Source organism: Meiothermus sp. (assembly GCF_026004115.1).
Lineage (GTDB): Bacteria > Deinococcota > Deinococci > Deinococcales > Thermaceae > Meiothermus.
This window is the reverse complement of record NZ_BPIM01000001.1, coordinates 983,307-999,252: the sequence shown is the minus strand read 5'-3', so window position 1 is coordinate 999,252 and position 15,946 is coordinate 983,307. Positions and strand designations below refer to the sequence as shown.

16 protein-coding genes and 1 tRNA gene are annotated in these 15,946 nt (G+C 61.0%); 5 read left to right on the top strand and 12 right to left on the bottom strand.

Features of this window, described 5'->3' with window-relative positions:
• Window positions 1-101: 101 nt before the first annotated feature.
• The gene (locus Q0X23_RS04680; RefSeq protein ID WP_297859213.1) at window positions 102-1,943 is read right to left on the bottom strand and encodes an arginine--tRNA ligase; all 1,842 of its coding nucleotides are present in this window, start codon (window positions 1,941-1,943) and stop codon (window positions 102-104) included.
• Window positions 1,944-2,000: 57 nt separating this feature from the next.
• Here Q0X23_RS04680 and Q0X23_RS04675 point away from each other — a divergent pair, with 57 nt between their 5' ends.
• From Q0X23_RS04675 to Q0X23_RS04665, 3 genes are all read left to right on the top strand, one after another.
• Complete coding sequence (locus tag Q0X23_RS04675) at window positions 2,001-3,119, top strand: M20 family metallopeptidase (RefSeq protein WP_297859212.1); 1,119 nt, start codon at window positions 2,001-2,003, stop codon at window positions 3,117-3,119.
• Window positions 3,116-3,592, top strand: a complete 477-nt coding sequence (locus Q0X23_RS04670; RefSeq protein ID WP_297859211.1) for a YbaK/EbsC family protein — start codon at window positions 3,116-3,118, stop codon at window positions 3,590-3,592. The genes Q0X23_RS04675 and Q0X23_RS04670 overlap by 4 nt, the downstream gene beginning before the upstream one ends.
• Before the next feature lie 293 nt (window positions 3,593-3,885).
• Complete coding sequence (locus tag Q0X23_RS04665; RefSeq protein WP_297859210.1) at window positions 3,886-4,173, top strand: hypothetical protein; 288 nt, start codon at window positions 3,886-3,888, stop codon at window positions 4,171-4,173.
• 42 nt (window positions 4,174-4,215) lie between these two features.
• On the opposite strand, the gene Q0X23_RS04660 is transcribed toward Q0X23_RS04665, so the two are convergent.
• On the bottom strand, window positions 4,216-4,788 hold the full coding sequence (locus Q0X23_RS04660; RefSeq protein ID WP_297859209.1) for an NYN domain-containing protein: 573 nt from the start codon (window positions 4,786-4,788) through the stop codon (window positions 4,216-4,218).
• A gap of 190 nt (window positions 4,789-4,978) precedes the next feature.
• On the opposite strand from Q0X23_RS04660, the gene Q0X23_RS04655 reads away from it, so the two are divergent.
• Entirely contained in the window at window positions 4,979-5,173 is a 195-nt protein-coding gene (locus Q0X23_RS04655) for a hypothetical protein (RefSeq protein WP_297859208.1), read from the top strand.
• Between the two features lie 140 nt (window positions 5,174-5,313).
• On the opposite strand, the gene Q0X23_RS04650 is transcribed toward Q0X23_RS04655, so the two are convergent.
• The gene (locus tag Q0X23_RS04650) at window positions 5,314-6,342 is read right to left on the bottom strand and encodes a zinc-binding dehydrogenase (protein ID WP_297859207.1); all 1,029 of its coding nucleotides are present in this window, start codon (window positions 6,340-6,342) and stop codon (window positions 5,314-5,316) included.
• A 40-nt stretch (window positions 6,343-6,382) separates the two neighbouring features.
• Entirely contained in the window at window positions 6,383-7,135 is a 753-nt protein-coding gene (argB, locus tag Q0X23_RS04645; protein WP_297859206.1) for an acetylglutamate kinase, read from the bottom strand.
• Between the two features lie 100 nt (window positions 7,136-7,235).
• Here argB and Q0X23_RS04640 point away from each other — a divergent pair.
• Window positions 7,236-7,310 (top strand) — tRNA-Val (locus Q0X23_RS04640).
• A 39-nt stretch (window positions 7,311-7,349) separates the two neighbouring features.
• Here Q0X23_RS04640 and Q0X23_RS04635 read toward each other — a convergent pair.
• The 8 genes from Q0X23_RS04635 to pdxY form a co-directional block, all read right to left on the bottom strand.
• Window positions 7,350-7,970, bottom strand: a complete 621-nt coding sequence (locus Q0X23_RS04635) for a YceH family protein (protein ID WP_297859205.1) — start codon at window positions 7,968-7,970, stop codon at window positions 7,350-7,352.
• A gap of 81 nt (window positions 7,971-8,051) precedes the next feature.
• Complete coding sequence (xylB, locus tag Q0X23_RS04630; protein WP_297859204.1) at window positions 8,052-9,479, bottom strand: xylulokinase; 1,428 nt, start codon at window positions 9,477-9,479, stop codon at window positions 8,052-8,054.
• Window positions 9,480-9,533: 54 nt separating this feature from the next.
• Window positions 9,534-10,379 (bottom strand): ATP-binding cassette domain-containing protein, encoded by an 846-nt coding sequence (locus Q0X23_RS04625; RefSeq protein ID WP_297859203.1) that lies wholly within the window; start codon window positions 10,377-10,379, stop codon window positions 9,534-9,536.
• Between the two features lies 1 nt (window position 10,380).
• Entirely contained in the window at window positions 10,381-11,370 is a 990-nt protein-coding gene (locus tag Q0X23_RS04620; protein ID WP_297859202.1) for an ABC transporter permease, read from the bottom strand.
• 117 nt (window positions 11,371-11,487) lie between these two features.
• Window positions 11,488-12,492 carry a sugar ABC transporter substrate-binding protein gene (locus Q0X23_RS04615; protein ID WP_297859201.1) on the bottom strand — a complete coding sequence of 335 codons (1,005 nt, stop codon included), beginning with the start codon at window positions 12,490-12,492 and terminating at the stop codon, window positions 11,488-11,490.
• A 59-nt stretch (window positions 12,493-12,551) separates the two neighbouring features.
• Window positions 12,552-13,598, bottom strand: a complete 1,047-nt coding sequence (locus Q0X23_RS04610) for a LacI family DNA-binding transcriptional regulator (protein ID WP_297859200.1) — start codon at window positions 13,596-13,598, stop codon at window positions 12,552-12,554.
• Between the two features lie 486 nt (window positions 13,599-14,084).
• Window positions 14,085-14,402 carry a hypothetical protein gene (locus Q0X23_RS04605; RefSeq protein ID WP_297859199.1) on the bottom strand — a complete coding sequence of 106 codons (318 nt, stop codon included), beginning with the start codon at window positions 14,400-14,402 and terminating at the stop codon, window positions 14,085-14,087.
• 336 nt (window positions 14,403-14,738) lie between these two features.
• Entirely contained in the window at window positions 14,739-15,620 is an 882-nt protein-coding gene (pdxY, locus tag Q0X23_RS04600) for a pyridoxal kinase PdxY (protein ID WP_297859198.1), read from the bottom strand.
• Window positions 15,621-15,946: the final 326 nt, after the last annotated feature.

Below are 15,946 nucleotides of genomic sequence, written 5' to 3'. Positions count from 1 at the left end.
TCCTCAGAAACCCCCTAAAGTGGGGTTTTGCTTATTTGCAGCAGGGTTTTGTAAGCCCAAAAGCGCTTTAGGGGCGTTCAAGAAACCTTAATCCTGCGAGTCTACATGACCTCCGGAGCCTGCAAGCCCAGCAATTCCAAACCCTGTTTGAGGGTTTGACGCAAGGCTTTGACCAGCTCCAAGCGTATGCCGCGCAGCCCTGGAGGTGCGGTCAGAACGGGGGTAGCGGACTTTCCATCTGGGGTCTTGGCATTGTAAAAGCTGCTCCAGGCCGCGGCCAGCTCGAGCAAATACTGCGCCAGGATATGCGGAGCCTTGTTGCGGGCGGCGTCCTGCACGGCCTCGGGGAAGCGCAGGATGTTTTTCGCCAGAATGACCTCGTAGGCGGTGGCCTGGGCGTAATTGGCTTCTTCCTGCAAAACCCCCTGCTCATCGGCTTTGCGCAGAATAGAACCGGCCCGGGCGTAGGCGTACTGGATGTAGGGGCCGGTATCGCCCTCAAAGCTCAGGGCCTGGTCGTAGCGGAAGTCAATCTGCTTTTTGGCCTCGGTTTTTAGCATGGCAAACCGCACCGCGCCCACCCCGATCTGCTCGGCGGCCTCCTCCGGGCTGGGGTGGTCGGGGTTTTTCTCGGCAATCACTTTCAGCACCCGCCGGACGGCCTCGTCCATCACCTCATCCACCGAGACCACAATGCCCTTGCGCCCGGACATCTGCTTGCCCTCGAGCAGTACCGTCTCGTAGGCCAGGTGAAAGCACTTTTCGGCCAGGTCGTGCCGGCCCTCGACCTCGAGGGAAGCCTGCACCACCCGCAGGGCATGGCTCTGGCGGGCATCCACCACGTTGATGGTCTCGCTGGCCCCGCCAAAGGGCATAACCGTTCCATTGGGGTGGGTGCTATAGAGCCGGGCGCCGCTGGGCTGGGTGTCGTACTCCACAAACTTGATGCCCTCCAGCAGGCCCATCTTCCAGAACTGCAGGGCGATGTCCTTGGCGGTGTAGGTGCTGGTACCGTTGGAGCGAATGAGCACCAGGTAGGGGTCTTCCAAACCCGGAATGAAGGCGCTGGTGTCCATGACCAGGGCCCCGGCGTACTTGCCCTCGGTGGGGCGGGAGACGTAGGGGGAGCCCTCGAGGGCCTTCATGGCCTGTCCCAGCAAGCCCTCGCGCACGATGTCCGACTCCCACACCAGCGCGTCGTACTCGGCCCCCAGGCGGTACATGGTCTGGAGCTGCGAGCGCAGGATTTTGTCTACCTCAGGCCGTAGCTCGCCCGCCTCGAGCCGGTGCAGGGTCTCCTGTACCCCTTGTTCGATAACCGCTTTTTTGTCGGGGTTTTCCATGGCCTGGTGTAGCCGCACGTAGGCCTCGCCTACCCAGTGGTCGTATTTGACGTGGGCGGGGGCCTTGTCCAGGCCGAAATACCGCAGGGCATAGAGGCTCTCGGCGGCCTGCCGTCCGGTGTCGTCGATGTAGTTCATGACCTCTACCTCGCGCCCGGCAAAGCGCAGGATGCGCGAGAGCGAGTCGCCCAGGCAGATGTTGCGCAGGTGTCCCACGTGCAGCTCTTTGTTGGGGTTGACCGAGGTGTGCTCCAAGAGCACCTTGCCCCCGGTTCGCGGGAAGGGAGCCAAGGGCAGCGTGGCGGTCTGCACCAAAAAAGCGGGGTCTAGCTCAAAGTTCAGGTAACCTCCTACCACAAAGGTGCGCTTGACCCAGGCAGGTAGCTGGATATTCTGCACCAGGTCGGCGGCGATCTGCGGGGGGGCTTTGCGCAGGGTGCGGGCCAGGCTCATGGCAATGGGCGTTCCGTAGTCGCCTTCTTTGTCCAGAGGGGTTTCCTGCACAACTATTTCGGGCCATTCCTGCAAACCCAGGGCCTCCAGGGCCTGAGCGATGGTTTCTTTGAGCTGAGCTTTGATACCAGGGCGATGGGCTAACACCGCAATAGGATAGCAGAAAGATTCACCTTTGCCCGCCTGGAGCGTTAGTATGGGCCTGTGAAGCCTCTGGAACACCTGCAATCCCAACTGCCCGCCATTCTTCAAGACCTGGAAGCCATTGTCACCCTCGAGGCCCCCTCCCACGACCTCCCCGGCCTGGACAAGGTAGCCCGCTGGATTGCCCGGCACTTCGAGCCCTTTGGAACCCTGGAGCGCGAGGAGACCGCCAACGGCCCCATGCTGCGGGTACAGATGCCTGGCTCCGGCAAAAAGGTGCTGGTGCTCTGCCACTTCGACACGGTGCATCCGGTGGGGGTCTTTGCCGTGCCCTGGAAGATTGAAGGCGAGCGGGCCTACGGCCCCGGCGTCTACGACATGAAAGGCAACATCGTGCAGCTTTTGTGGGCCTTGCGCACCAACCAGGCCCTGGGGCTGGGTTTGCCGGCCCTCGAGCTTCTCTTCACCCCCGACGAGGAGGTGGGTTCGCAGGCTTCGCGGGCGGCCATCGAGGCCGGGGCTCGGCGCAACGACCTGGTGCTGGTGCTGGAGGCGCCCATGGGCAACGGCGACCTCAAGGTAGCCCGTAAGGGGGTGGGTCAGTATCGGCTCACCGCCCACGGCAAGCCCGCCCACCAAGGCGTCGAGCCCGAGAAGGGCATCAACGCCATCGTCGAGCTGGCCCACCAGATTCCCAAAATTGTGGCCCTGCAAGACTGGGACAGGGGCACCACCCTGGGGCCCAACGTCATCAAGGGCGGGACGACCAGCAACGTGGTGGCGGCCTCGGCCTGGGTAGACATCGACCTGCGGGCCTGGACCATGGCCGAGGCCGAGCGGGTGGAGCGCGCACTCCAGGCCTTGCAGCCGGTTTTGCCGGGGGCGTCGCTCTCGCTCGAGGGCGGTCTGAACCGTCCCCCCATGGAGCCTTCCCCGGCTTCGCTCGAGCTCTTCGAGATGGCCCGGCGCATCGGGGCCGAGGTAGGGCTGCAGCTAGGCCCTGGAAGGGTAGGGGGCGGCTCAGATGGCAACTTTACGGCGGCCCTGGGCGTACCCACCCTGGACGGGCTGGGCTTGTTCGGCGAGGCGGCCCACCAGCTTAGCGAGAATGTCTACATCCCGCAAATTCCGGCCCGCATCGCCCTGCTGTGTGGCGTTCTGGACGAACTCTCCCGATGAAGCTCTCGCCTAGCGCGCAAAAGGTACAGGACGTCTTGCATCAGAAAGGCTTCGGCCACCTGCGGGTGCAGGAGCTCTCCGCCTCCACCCGTACCGCCCAAGAAGCCGCCAACGCCGTGGGCTGCACGGTGGGCCAGATTGTCAAATCGCTGATTTTTCGGGGGGCCATTAGTGGACAACCCTATTTACTGCTGGTCTCGGGGGCCAACCGGGTAGACACCCACCGCATCGAAGCAGACCTGGGGGAAAAGCTGGTCAAGCCCGATGGCGACTACGTGCGCAGCGTGACTGGCTTTGCCATTGGAGGGGTGCCGCCGGTGGGCCACGCCCAGCAACTAGAAGCCCTGATTGACCCCGATCTGTTGCAATATGAGCGCATCTATGCCGCTGCCGGTACTCCTTTTGCCCTCTTCGGCCTTTCCCCAAATGAACTGCTGGCCCTGACCGGAGGCCGCATAATGCGAATGACTTAGCGCCCATTCGAAACTACCTGTGGGAATGTGTGGGCTGGGAGCCACGTATGATACCAGATTCGTTTGATTCGTTACCGAACGGTAATCAATCAACCCGGCCAAAGTTATCCGCATAGCGGAGGGCGCAAGCCCCTTGGAAGGGAGACGCTTTTTTCGCCGACCGACAGGGAGGGGTGTGCTCTAGGATTCAAAAAGACCGTCTCTGGGGCTTTTGATTCTTTAAACTGTCTTTTTGACGGTATGAGTTGGACGCCTTCAGCAGAACCAAAGAAATGGTGCGATAAGCTATTGATATGTTTGGTTTGTTTCGCAAACCGGATGAACACGTGCAGCGCGAGGGTGATACTGCTTTCCGGGTGCGGGTTCGTACCGTGCGCAGTGGCGAAATTGTGGAGCTACGCCTCACCAAGGGCAACGAAATTTCCGCCTCCGACGAGGGCGGGTACTACGTGCGCAAGATTGTTGTCTCGCCGCAGCATCTCGACCGGGCCGTGCTGGAAATCTGGTTCGACCACGCCTATCGCCCCAAGCGCAAGGTGGTAGAGGGGGGTGAGCTGGTTCCCATCAAGGAATGGACGTGAAAAACCCCTACCGGCAGGGTAGGGGTTCTTGCAAAGGCAGTTTTACTGCAACTCGTCCTCGAGGTTGTCCATCAGTCGCCGGGCGGTACTGGTCTGCTCTTCGCCGACAAAGCTTTCCTCGCTGATGGTGGGATAGGCGCGACGTCCACCGCCAGTGCGCTCGAGCTGGGACTGCAACTCGCGCAAGTCCAGGTAGCGGTCGCTCTGATTGCGCAGCTCGAGGTCGGTCAGTTCGGGCACCCCCAGCAGGTGAATCTCCTTGCCCTGGGCTCTGAGGGCCGAGAGGGTATGGGCTAAGTCGCCCGAGCCGCTGGCTACCACCGCGCGCTCCCAGCGGGGCGCGGTGATGAGCAAGTCGGTGGCGATCATGGCCTCGAAGCGGGGGTCGCCGTGGGTTTCCCGGCTGCGCACGGTGTAGCCCATGAACACCAGCGCGTCAAGGAATTTCTGCTGACGCTCATCGTTGCTGTCCGTGACGGGGGCGTAATAGAAGGCGTTGTAAAGGTCCTCGGGCTTGGAGAAAACCCCAATCGCCTTCCGGTGGTCAATGTTCCACCCCAATCGCTTGGCCGCATCGTACATGTAGGAGCCGTCAATAAACAAAGCCGTCTTCATCTTATTTAGTCTCGCTTCCTGTCTGCGGAGGGGCAATCCGCTACCCTAGATGTGTATGCTACATCTAGACGGCCCAATCTACTATCTCGGTTCGCTTGTGCGACCGTTGCTGATTCAGACAGGGCCACCCCTAGCTCTGCTCTTTACATCATGCGACATTGCGGGTCAATTTCCAAGCGCTGTAACGGGTTTGGGCAACCTCGAGGTGCAACAAATACTGGACTGGCGCGGTAAAGAAGAGTTCTTCAAGGCATTGCTGCTGCAAAGTATCGAGGTCTATTTGCTCGACCCCAACCCCCGCCAGCCTTTGCGAGCTTCACGCCATGCCGTGCGCGCTGCGCTGGTCTACGTGCAAAGCCACAAGAACCAAACTGCGTGTTTGTGAGATGGGTCAGCCGATGTAAAGATGCCGGGCTCGAGGCTGAAGGCGCGCCTTTGAGCAGGCGTTATTCAAACTCAGTGCAAGGTTATGCAGCCGGCTTGAAGGGTACTCCCAGGGGCTTGATTGATCTCGAGGAAGCTGCCTCAAACTTCCAAAACCACCTTGCCAAACACCCGGCGCTCTTCCAGCAGCCGGTGTCCCTCGGTGGCCTGTGCGAGGGGCAGCGTGGCCCCCACGATGGGCTTGAGCCGGCCCTCGGCCACCCAGCGGAGAATGGGGAAGAGGCGACTCTTGGAACCCATGGTGGAGCCAAAAATGGAAAGCTGCCGGTAAAAGACATGAGCGAGGGGGGTTGTGGCTTCGTACCCCGAGGAAGCCCCCACCAAGCAGATGCGCCCACCCCAGGCGGTAGCCTTGATCACCCCTTCCCAGTACTGCACCCCGGTATGGTCCACCACCGCGTCGGCTCCCTTGCCGCCGGTGAGTCGGCGGACTTCTTTGAACCAGTCCGGATAAGCGTAGCTGACCGTTTCGTCCGCACCCAGCGCCCTGGCCTGGGCCAGCTTCTCCTCGCTGCTGGCGGTGGCGATGACCCGTGCCCCATATAGCTTGGCAATCTGAATGGCGGCCACCGAGACCCCCGAACCGGCAGCCATCACCAGCAGGTCCTCGCCTGGCCTGACCTGGAGCTTGTCCACCACCATCTGCCAGGCGGTCAGGAAGGTGAGGGGCACCGAGGCGGCCTCGACCCAGCTTAGGTTGGCCGGTTTGGGCAGGATGTTGGCCGCCGGTACACTCACCAGCTCTGCATAGCCGCCCCAGCGGTGTTCGCCTAGAATTTGGTACTTGGGGCAAAGGTTGTCCTGCCCGCTTAAGCAGCGCTCGCAGCGGCCGCAGGAGACCCCAGGGTTCAGCACCACCGCATCCCCCGGCGTCAGGCCCTCCACACCGGCCCCCACGGCTTCCACCACCCCGGCCACATCGGCACCCAGGATGTGCGGAAGCGGCAGTTTGGGGCTGGCCACCCCCTTGCGCACCCAGAGATCCAGGTGGTTGAGGGCCACGGCTTTTACAGCCACGCGAACCTGCCCGGCCTCTGCTGCCGGCTCGGCCAGTTCACCAAAGCGCAAAACCTCCGGGCCGCCCCTGGCCTCCATCCAGACCGCTCGCATAGGGGCGATTGTGCCACCGGATGCTACAGAACGTCAAATCTCAGCTGCCTGCAACCCGCGTGCCTGCTGTGCCTTCCAGCACCCCTTGCAAGATGCCCGGGCTTCCCCTGGCAATGGTGGCCCAGGGAGCGCCTTTGCTGAGGGCATTCAGGGCGGCCTCGACCTTGGGAATCATGCCGCCGGATATGGTGCCGTCCAGGATTAGGGCCTGTACCTGCGACGCGCTGAGTTCGGCGAAGCGGCTGCTGGGGTCTTTGGGGTCGCGCAGCACCCCCACCACATCGGTCAGGAAGACTGCCGGCAGGTGTAGCGCCCCGGCGATGGCCCCGGCGGCGGTGTCGGCATTGATGTTGAGGGGGCCCTGGGCATCGAGGCCGATGGGGGCGATCAGGGGGGTCAGGCCTGCTTGCAGCAGTTTTTCCAGAACCGGGGTGTTGACACGGGTGACCTCGCCCACCCGGCCCAGTATGGGGTCTAGCGGGCGGGCCTCGAGCAGACCTGCATCGCGCCCTGTCAGGGCCACGCTGGGCCGCCCGCGGCGCGAGAGACCCTCGGCCAGTTGTTTACCCAGGGTGGTGAGCACCATCTCCACCACTTCCATCTGCTCGGGTGGGGTAATTCGCAACCCCTGGTAAAAATGGGTCTCGAAGCCCATGCGGTTCAGCCACTCGCCAATGCGGGGGCCGCCGCCATGCACCAACACCAGCGGGCCGGGATAGCCCCCGATTTCATCCAGCAACTCGCCTGCTTCCTTGAGGCTACCCCCAATTTTTACCAGCAAAGCCGGTTCCATGGCGTCCATCATACCCAGTGCGCGGTTTTGGCTTGGCTTGACACGTCCAGAGGCCGGTGTTACCCTTTTGAATGCGCTTGCGTGAGTAAGCGGCAAACAAGGGCGATTAGCTCAGCGGGAGAGCACACGCTTCACACGCGTGGGGTCGTAGGTTCAAATCCTACATCGCCCACCAAGAGGGCAACCGAGGCCACAAAGGTCTCGGTTATTGCATTTATCCTCCCAGCGCCTTCCTGAGCCCCTCCACCGCCCTCCGCAAATCGCGCACCTCCGCTTCCAGGGCTTCCACCCGGCTTTCCAGCTCACTTTTTTCCTCTACCCGGACGATGGGGGCCGGGGTTCCGGCCAGGAGGTGGGCATAGCGCACCTCGCGCTCGCCGGGCTGGCGCTCCAATTGTGTCACCAGCGGCTGGGGGGCCAGGCCAATCAGGGTTTGCAGCACCGCCTCGGCTTCCTGGAGCGAGGCAAACTTGTGGTTCATGCTCTCGGCGCGGGCCCGCAGTTCGCCCAGGGTTTGCGGGCCACGCAGCATCAGGAGGGCCATCACGATGGTGGCAGGGGCCTCGAGCCGGTACTCCCGATCCAGAAACTGCCGGTATTTGGGTGCCCGCGCGCCGTGCTCGCGGAACATGCCACACAGCCGCTTGCGCTGTAGCGAGTCCAGGGCTTCGCGCACCTCGGCTTCGCTCAGCTGGGTGACCGGATTGCGGTTGTTTTTTTGGTTGGCCCCCAGCCGTATGGCGTTCTCGGTCATGGGGTAGTAGTCGGGGGTAGCGTACTGCTTTTCGATCAGGGTGCCCAGCACCCGCACTTCGGCCTCACTCAGAAGGTTCACGGATAGGATTTTATGTTATGCAGATGCCTTTGCAAGCGGTTGTAGCTAATACTGCATGAAAGCACATTCACGATTTATTTTTTACATTCTGAACCAATCGGTTAACTGCTTGTAAAGATGTTTGAAACGGAGGTAGTGCTCATGGTAGCTAATGCCAGAAGGGGTCATGCTGGTGGGCAAAGGGCTTGGGGGGGTGTGCACTGTGGTTCCTATAGCCCGCGCTGCCAGCACAGCTGCGCCCTTTCCAGATGCCGAGGGAATGGGGTTGGGTTGTAAAGGGCAGCCCAGCACATCGGCCAGCATCTGTTGCCAGAAGGGATGGGTGCTACCCCCGCCGGCCAGCCGCAAGGGGCTATGGGGCGCGACGGCCTCTCCTAAAGCCTCGAGGCCGTCGCGCAGACTGAAGGCCACCCCCTCGAGGGCAGCCCGCATCAGATGGCCCCGCTGGTGGTGTCGGCCCAGCCCAGCCCAGACCCCCCGGGCCAGGGGGTCGAGATGGGGGGTGCGTTCCCCGGTCAGGTAGGGGAGAAAGGTAAGCCCTTCACACCCAGGCGCTACCGATTGAGCCTCTTGGTAAGCCTGCTCCCAGTTCAGGCCGAGCAGTGCTCGTACCCACTCCAAGGCCAGCCCGGCGTTCTGTATGGCGGCCATGGCGTACCATTGTCCGGGAAGGGCTGCCCGGAAGAGGTGCGTGCGTAGGGTGGGGTCTACTTTGGCTTCGGCCAGCAACACGGTGAGTTGCGCCCCGGAGCCCACCGTAAGCTGGGCCTCGCCTAGTTTCAAACCACAGCCCAGAAGAGCCGCGGCAGTATCGGCGGCCCCGGCGGCTACCGGAATCCCGGTCGGCAGGCCCAGATGCCGGGCCGCCTCCGGCCCCAGGTATCCGGCAATCTCGGCAGAGCCTACCAAAGGGGGGAAGAGATCGGGGCGCAGGCCCAGGGCTTCCATGACCTCAAAGGCCCAGGTGTCGGCCAGGAGGTCGTAGAGAAAGGTGCCCGAGGCATCGGAGGGCTCGCTGTGGGCCTCTCCTGTGAGCCAAAGGCGCAGCCAGTCTTTGGGCTGGAGCGCCCAACGGGCTTTTTGATAAAGCGCTTCTTCGTGGGTTTTCAACCAGAGCAGGCTGGCGGCGGCCATGCCCACTGCCGGGGGATTGGCCAGGCGATGCCGCAGCCTGTCGGGTAGGGCTTCCAGGGCCTGTAGCTCCTGGGTGGCGCGGCCATCTGCCCAGAGGATGGCCGGTCGCAGGGGACTGCCGTTGGCATCTACTAGCACGACGCCGTGCATCTGGCCCGAGAGTCCAACGGCCAGTACTTTGTCGGCATGCCCCTTTACAGCCCTGCGGGCAGCCTCACCCACCGCCTGCCACCAGTTTTCGGGGTCGGACTCGGCCCAGCCGGGTTTGGGGGCGTTTACGGGATAGGCCTGGCTGGCCTCGGAAACGACGGTTCCACCGCTCGAGAGCAGCAAAGCCTTGCAGGAGCCGGTGCCCAGATCGATGCCTAAAAACACAACACCAACTTACTCTGTATGGGAATATGTCGTGTAGTACCCCAGGTGTCGAAATTATGCCAGCGCCTCGGGGTTTAGCTCGGCGGGGCTTTTGGCGCCGGTCATCACCGCCACCGTGTCGGACATGCTGATTTTTTTGGGGTTAACCACGGCGGCCCGTTTGCCCAGGCGCTGAATGTGAATGCGGTTGGCAATTTCAAAAACATGGGGCATGTTGTGGCTGATAATGATGACCGGCAGCCCGCTGTCGCGTACTCGCCGGATGAGCTCGAGCACCATGTTGCCCTCCTTTACCCCCAGCGCTGCGGTGGGCTCGTCCATAATCACCACATGCCGGGCAAAAGCCGCACTGCGGGCCACTGCTACCCCTTGCCGCTGACCGCCCGAGAGGGTCTCGACGGCCTGGCTCATGGAGCGAATGCCGATCTTCAGGTCTTGCATATCGGTAATGGCTTCCTCAAGCATCTTCTTTTTATCGACCCAGCGAATCAGGCGGGCAAACCAGCCAGGACGCAGAATCTCCCGGCCTAAAAAAAGGTTCTCGGCAATGGTCATGGCCGGGGCCACCGCCAGATCCTGGTAGACCGTCTCGATGCCGTTCTTGCGGGCGTCGATAGGGCTTCTGAAGTGTACCCGTTTGCCGTCCAGGTATATTTCGCCCGAGTCCGGAACGATGGCCCCCGAAAGGGCCTTGATCAGGGTGGACTTGCCCGCGCCGTTGTCCCCGATCACTGCCAGAATCTCACCCTCGCGCAGTTCAAAGTCGGCGCCGTCCAGGGCGGTAACATGCCCGTAGCGTTTGACCAGACCCCGGGCCTCGAGTACCAGCTTGGGCTGGAGGGTGGATGTGGGTTCGGGGATTGGATTAGCCTGGGTCGATTGCACCGGATTCGCTTCCATCTTAGCCCCTCCGTTTGGAGATTTGGTCAGCCACTACCGCCAGGATCACCAGGATGCCGGTAATGAGCACTTGATAGACCGAGGAGACCCCCATCAGGGTCAGGCCGTTGCGAAAAACCCCCACGATGATGGCCCCCAGCAGGGTGCCCAGAATCATCCCCCGCCCCCCAAATAGGCTGGTTCCGCCCAGCACCACGGCGGTGATGGTCTCGAGATTCTCGGTCTGCCCAGCGTTGGGGTCGGCCACACTGGTACGGGAAATCAGAAGCCAACCGGCGATTCCGTAGAATAATCCTGCGATGGTGTAGGTCAGGAGCAGCACCCGCTGGGTGGGAATGCCCATCAAGCGGGCGGCCTCGGGGTTGTTGCCCACGGCATAAAGGTGGCGGCCTGGGGCGGTCTCGCTTAGGAAAAACCAGACCAACAGGTAAAGCACAATCACCAGTACCACCCCATAGGTGAAGACCGTCTCGCCCAAGCGAAAGGTATTGCCCCAGAACAGGTGGGCATCGGGCAGGTTGCTCACGGTCTGGGCCCTCGAGTAAATCTGGGTGAGGGCAAAGGCGATGTTCATGGTGCCCAGGGTGACAATAAAGGGGGGCAGCTTGAAGCGGGTGATCAAAAAGCCGTTCAAAAAGCCAAAAGCAGTAGTAACGACCATCCCACACAAAATGGCCAACAGCGGAGGCATCCCCAGATCCACCGCGAACTTGGCCATCACCATGGTTCCCAGGGCCATCACAAAGCCTACCGAGAGGTCAATCCCAGCGGTTAGGATAATTAGGGTCTGCCCAATCGCCAGCACCGCCACTACCGAGACCTGCTGCAAAATCAGGGAAAAGTTCTGCCCGGTCAAAAAGCGTTCCGATTGCAGGCTAAAAAAGACAATGGCCAACAAAAGCGCTACCAGGGGGCCCAGGATGGTGAGGCTCGGTAGCCTCTCCAGTATGCTTCTGGGAGACTGGGTGGTGCCGGATGGTTGCTCTGCCATACGTTCTTCCCTATAGCGGCTTCACTTTTTTTTCGGATCCATATTACACTTTTTGAGTTCATGCTCTGATTTTGGGGGTGGTGGACGCTCTGCCACACCACCCCCTGTGACAGCAGACTACTGGCCCCAGCAATTGGCCAGACCGTACTTCACGTCTTTGCTGGCAACACCGGGCACGGGCGCCTTGGCAATCAGCTCGACCCCAGTATCCACGTAGCCCGAGGCCTTCTTGCCGGTTTTGACATACTCGACCCCGGCCTGAACCCCCATGGCTGCCATGCGCAAGGGGTATTGCTGCGAGGTGGCGGCAATGATGCCCTGTTCCACGTTGCGTACTCCCTCACACCCACCGTCTACCGAAACGATAATTACGCTCTTCTCCTTGCCGGCGGCCTTCAAAGCCTGATAGGCACCAGCGGCTGCGGGTTCGTTGATGGTGTAGACCAGGTTGATGTTGGGGTTTTTCTGCAGGCAGTTTTCCATAGCGGTCTGACCCTTAGCCCGGTCGCCGAAGGTGTCGGCCATGCAGACTACTTCGGCGGGCTTGGCCAGCTCGTTGCTTTCAGCGCCAAGGCTTTTCAGCCCAAACCCGGCCAGGAAGCCGTTGTGGCGCTGGGCCCCCACGGGGTGGCCGGGGAACAGATCCAGGGTAGCAATCACCGGCTTCTTGCCTTTCATGGCGGCAGCAGCGTATTTACCAATCAGCACGCCGGCCTGGTAGTTGTTGGTGGCAAACAGGGCGTCAACCGCACTGGCGGGGTCGGTGGGGCTATCCAGCGCAATCACCTGCACCCCGGCAGCCTGGGCTTTCTTGATGGCCGGGATGATGGCCTTGGCATCGCTAGGGGTGATCAGGATGGTATTCACGCCGGCGGCTACCATGTTCTCGATGGCCGCAACCTGTCCGGCGTTGTCTCCATCGATTTTTCCGGCAGCGCTGATGAATTTTGCACCCAGCTTCTGCGCTTCCTTTTGAGCGCCTTCCTTCATTTTGACAAAGAACGGGTTGGACTCGGTTTTGGTAATCAAGCCCACATAAGGGGTCTTGTTTTGGGCCGTGACCAAGCCCAGCATGGCAACTGCCAACACCAACGAACCTGTAATGCCTACTACCTTGCGCATAGTTACCCCTCTCAAACAACCCAGAAAGAGCCTAATTGCCAGACGCCGACATTGATACTTCAGTGCTTCCGCCTCCTTCGTCGCTTGAGTCCATTGGTAAAACCGTCCGGTGGGGCGGTGGACTCTCGAACAATGAAACTCACATCCAGCCGAATGCTGGTTGGCAGGGCCGGCTGGCCCCGGCTAAGCGAACTCAGAAGGGTCTCACAAGCCAGGAAGCCCAACTCGTAGGTGGGCTGGGCCACAACGGTTAGCGCTGGGTGCATGGTAGCCGCCCAGCGGGAGTCGTCGAAGCCTACGATGGAGAGTTCCTGGGGGATGCGCAGGCCCAGCTCACGCACCGCCAGCACTGCGCCCACGGTCATCTCGTTGTTGCCTACAAACAGGGCGGTGGGGCGTTCTTCGGGTGGAAGGTTGAGCAGGGTGAGGGCTGCTTGGCGCCCGTCTTCCTCACGGTGGTTGCCGGGAAGAACCAGTTTTTCGCAATAGGAGATACCTGCTGCGGTCAGGGCTTCTCGGTAGCCCTGGAGACGCTCGACAGCGGTGGAAATGTCGAGACGCCCGACAATCATGCCGATACGTCGGTGACCCAGCTCAATCAGATGCTGCACAGCGGTGCGCGCTCCGCCAATGTTGTCAACCATCACTGTGCGTACACCGGGGGTTCCGCTGCTGCGATCGAGTTCTACCGTAGGCAGCTTGGGTACGAGCTTGAGGTTTTCTTTGGCTTTAGGGGTTGGTACGATTAGCAACCCCTGGGGCAGATGACCCCGCAGGGCGTTGAGGGCACGCTGCTCTTTTTCGGGGTCTTCGTCGGTGTTGAAGAGAAAAACCGTGTAATTGTGCTTCTCGGCGGCATCCTGCACGCCTTTGGCCAGGGTGGCGTGAAAGGGGTTGAGGATGTCGGTGATGATCAGGCCTAGGGTACGGCTGCTGCGTTGTCGCAGGCTTCGGGCAAGCTGGTTGGGCTGGTAACCAAGCTCCCGGGCGGCCTGAAGAATGCGCTCGCGGGTAGCCTCGGCGACCATTTCGGGCCGGGATAGGGCGCGCGAAACGGTCGCAGGAGAGACCTGGGCCAGTTTGGCAACATCGTCGAGGCTAATCATAATTTGCAATCGTTTGCACTAATGATTGCTTATAAACCGTACTGCCATAAGATATTTTGTGATAATATTCTTATAGTGCCAGCTTATTTTGCAATCGTTTGCAGTTCTGTATGTCCTCGTTTTTATCACACTTAATCAGAGAATGCAATAGCCTCTACTTTGGTGCGCATTTTAACGCTCAAACCGTTGTTCGATTTTGCAACACACGTGCTGTAAGGAGAAGAAAGCACTGCAAGCCCGTTTTGACTCGCTTTAAAACGAGGTGTCTTTGGGGGCTAAAGTTTTTTTGGTCAAATTACCGTGGAACTGCTCATCATAAGGGCATACTAAAAAAACCACTTCGGAGCGAGACAGTGGTCCATGGGCCGATGAATCTCGAGGGGAGATCACCTTCAGGCCCAAACCACCTAGAAGCCATTGTTCGGCCACCGAAGCTGCCAGGGGGTTGGGGCTCGAGGGGAGCCCTGACCCCCTACCTTTTGTGCTTCATGTCAGGTAAGCGATTAGCCGTCCCAGGGCAATGACCGCGACCCAGACCAGAAGCGAGAGGAGGGCTGTCAGTTTGGCCGCAGGGGGTGGGTCCACGTTCTGGTTCCACTCCTGCACGTTGCGCCCCACACGGGCATGGAAGACCCAGGCGTTGAGCCCGGCCAGGCCAATCAGGGCCATCTTGGCCAGAAATATTGGGCTTACCCCAATGCTCTGTGCCTCGGGCAACAGCAGCAAAAAGCCGCTGGGGGCCGCTACCGCGAAGCCTACCCAGGCCGCCGGAAGCAGGTTATACCGGATCAAAAAGATAATCATCCAAACCAAAGATCCCCAGAGGCTATCTTTTTGAATCCTAGAGCACAACCCTCCCGAACGGTCGGCGAAGAAAGCGTCTCCCTTCCAAAGGGGCTTACGCCCTCCGCTACGCGGATAAATTCGGCCCTGTTAGTTCGCCGCCATCCGGCGCCGAACTAAACGAATCTGGTATGAGCCACCATCTGTCGGACAGGAATTTGTTGCCGACGACAACTTCCTGGTCAACATGAACAGCATTTGCCGCCCCAAAAGCTTTTTGAGCCGGGCGGCCTGCTACTCGGCGGCTTACGCCTATTACAGTGCAGTACGTGTGGCGGGCTGGGCCTACTTCTACGACTACGCCACCTGTTCGGCGGAAAAGCGCTGGCTGGGGTTCACATACTCTTCCTGGGCGGCTATTAGTTGAATTTCGCGGGTGTTCATCTGGTGGGTGAGCAGGAGCATGTTGTACATGGCCGAGACCGCGTTCTCCAGGCTCAGCGCCACGTTGCCGGTTTTCAGGTAATGGCCCAGGAACAACGCCGCGATGGCGTCGCCAGTGCCGTTGCGGGGGGGCTCGAGGGGAATACGGGGGGTGCGCACCAGCCAGGCCCCCTCATCGGCCACGGCCAGGGTTTCGATGGTGCCCTCCGGCGCCCCCTCGCGCAGCATGCTGGTGACTACCACGATGCGGGGGCCGGCCTGATGAATTTGCGCACGAACGATGTGGGCGGCCTCCAGTACCTCGCGCAGGGTTTTGGCGGAAAGCTCGGTGAGGAGCTCGAGCTCGAACTGATTGGGGGTGATGATGTCGGCCCGGGGCAGCACCTGGTGCTTGATGATCTCGGGAATTTCGGGGCGCACGAACAACCCCCGCCCCTCATCGCCCATCACCGGGTCGCAACAAAAAAGCGCCCTGGGGTTGCGTTGGCGTACCCGGGCCAGGGCCGACAAAATGGCCTCGGCTGTGCCGCCGCTGCCCATGTAGCCCGATAGCACTGCGTCGCACTGCCCCAGCACCTCGCGCTCGGCAATGCCTTCTACCACTGCGCTCAGGTGCTCGGGGGGCATGATCATGCCCTTCCACTGCCCGTAGCCGGTGTGGTTGGAGAACTGAACGGTGTGGATGGCCCAGACCTCGAAGCCCATGCGTTGCAAGGGGAACACCGCCGCAGCGTTGCCGGCATGACCGTATGAGACCCAACTCTGAATGGAAAGAATACTGCGGGGTGGTTGCATGCAGGCAGTCTAAGGGAAAGGCTTAAGAGACTGCCAGCCTATCTGGGGGTCTTTGGTATTTTGCTGCAGAGGCCGCAGGTCTCAGGACGTATGGCGCTTTATCGGCCATCAGCACCCTGCCATTCTGGGTTCAATGAGCGCCCTGAACCTCGAGCACTAAACGAGGTGTGTGCAGTGGGTTGTGCACCCACTTTTACGCAGTGGGCTCGCGCCCTAGCGGGCCTCGAGCGCAAGACGAGGCCGGCGTGGTGGGTTGTGCACCCACTTTTACGCAGTGGGCTCGCGCCCTAGCGGGCCTCGAGCGCAAGACGAGGCCGGCGTGGTGG

Coding starts and splice junctions, on each gene's coding strand:
- Q0X23_RS04670 (WP_297859211.1), top strand. CDS start 3,116: ATGAAGCTCTCGCCTAGCGCGCAAAAGGTACAGGACGTCTTGCATCAG.
- Q0X23_RS04665 (WP_297859210.1), top strand. CDS start 3,886: ATGTTTGGTTTGTTTCGCAAACCGGATGAACACGTGCAGCGCGAGGGT.
- Q0X23_RS04660 (WP_297859209.1), bottom strand. CDS start 4,788: ATGAAGACGGCTTTGTTTATTGACGGCTCCTACATGTACGATGCGGCC.
- Q0X23_RS04650 (WP_297859207.1), bottom strand. CDS start 6,342: ATGCGAGCGGTCTGGATGGAGGCCAGGGGCGGCCCGGAGGTTTTGCGC.
- argB (WP_297859206.1), bottom strand. CDS start 7,135: ATGGAACCGGCTTTGCTGGTAAAAATTGGGGGTAGCCTCAAGGAAGCA.
- Q0X23_RS04625 (WP_297859203.1), bottom strand. CDS start 10,379: ATGGAAGCGAATCCGGTGCAATCGACCCAGGCTAATCCAATCCCCGAA.
- Q0X23_RS04620 (WP_297859202.1), bottom strand. CDS start 11,370: ATGGCAGAGCAACCATCCGGCACCACCCAGTCTCCCAGAAGCATACTG.
- Q0X23_RS04615 (WP_297859201.1), bottom strand. CDS start 12,492: ATGCGCAAGGTAGTAGGCATTACAGGTTCGTTGGTGTTGGCAGTTGCC.
- Q0X23_RS04610 (WP_297859200.1), bottom strand. CDS start 13,598: ATGATTAGCCTCGACGATGTTGCCAAACTGGCCCAGGTCTCTCCTGCG.
- Q0X23_RS04605 (WP_297859199.1), bottom strand. CDS start 14,402: ATGATTATCTTTTTGATCCGGTATAACCTGCTTCCGGCGGCCTGGGTA.
- pdxY (WP_297859198.1), bottom strand. CDS start 15,620: ATGCAACCACCCCGCAGTATTCTTTCCATTCAGAGTTGGGTCTCATAC.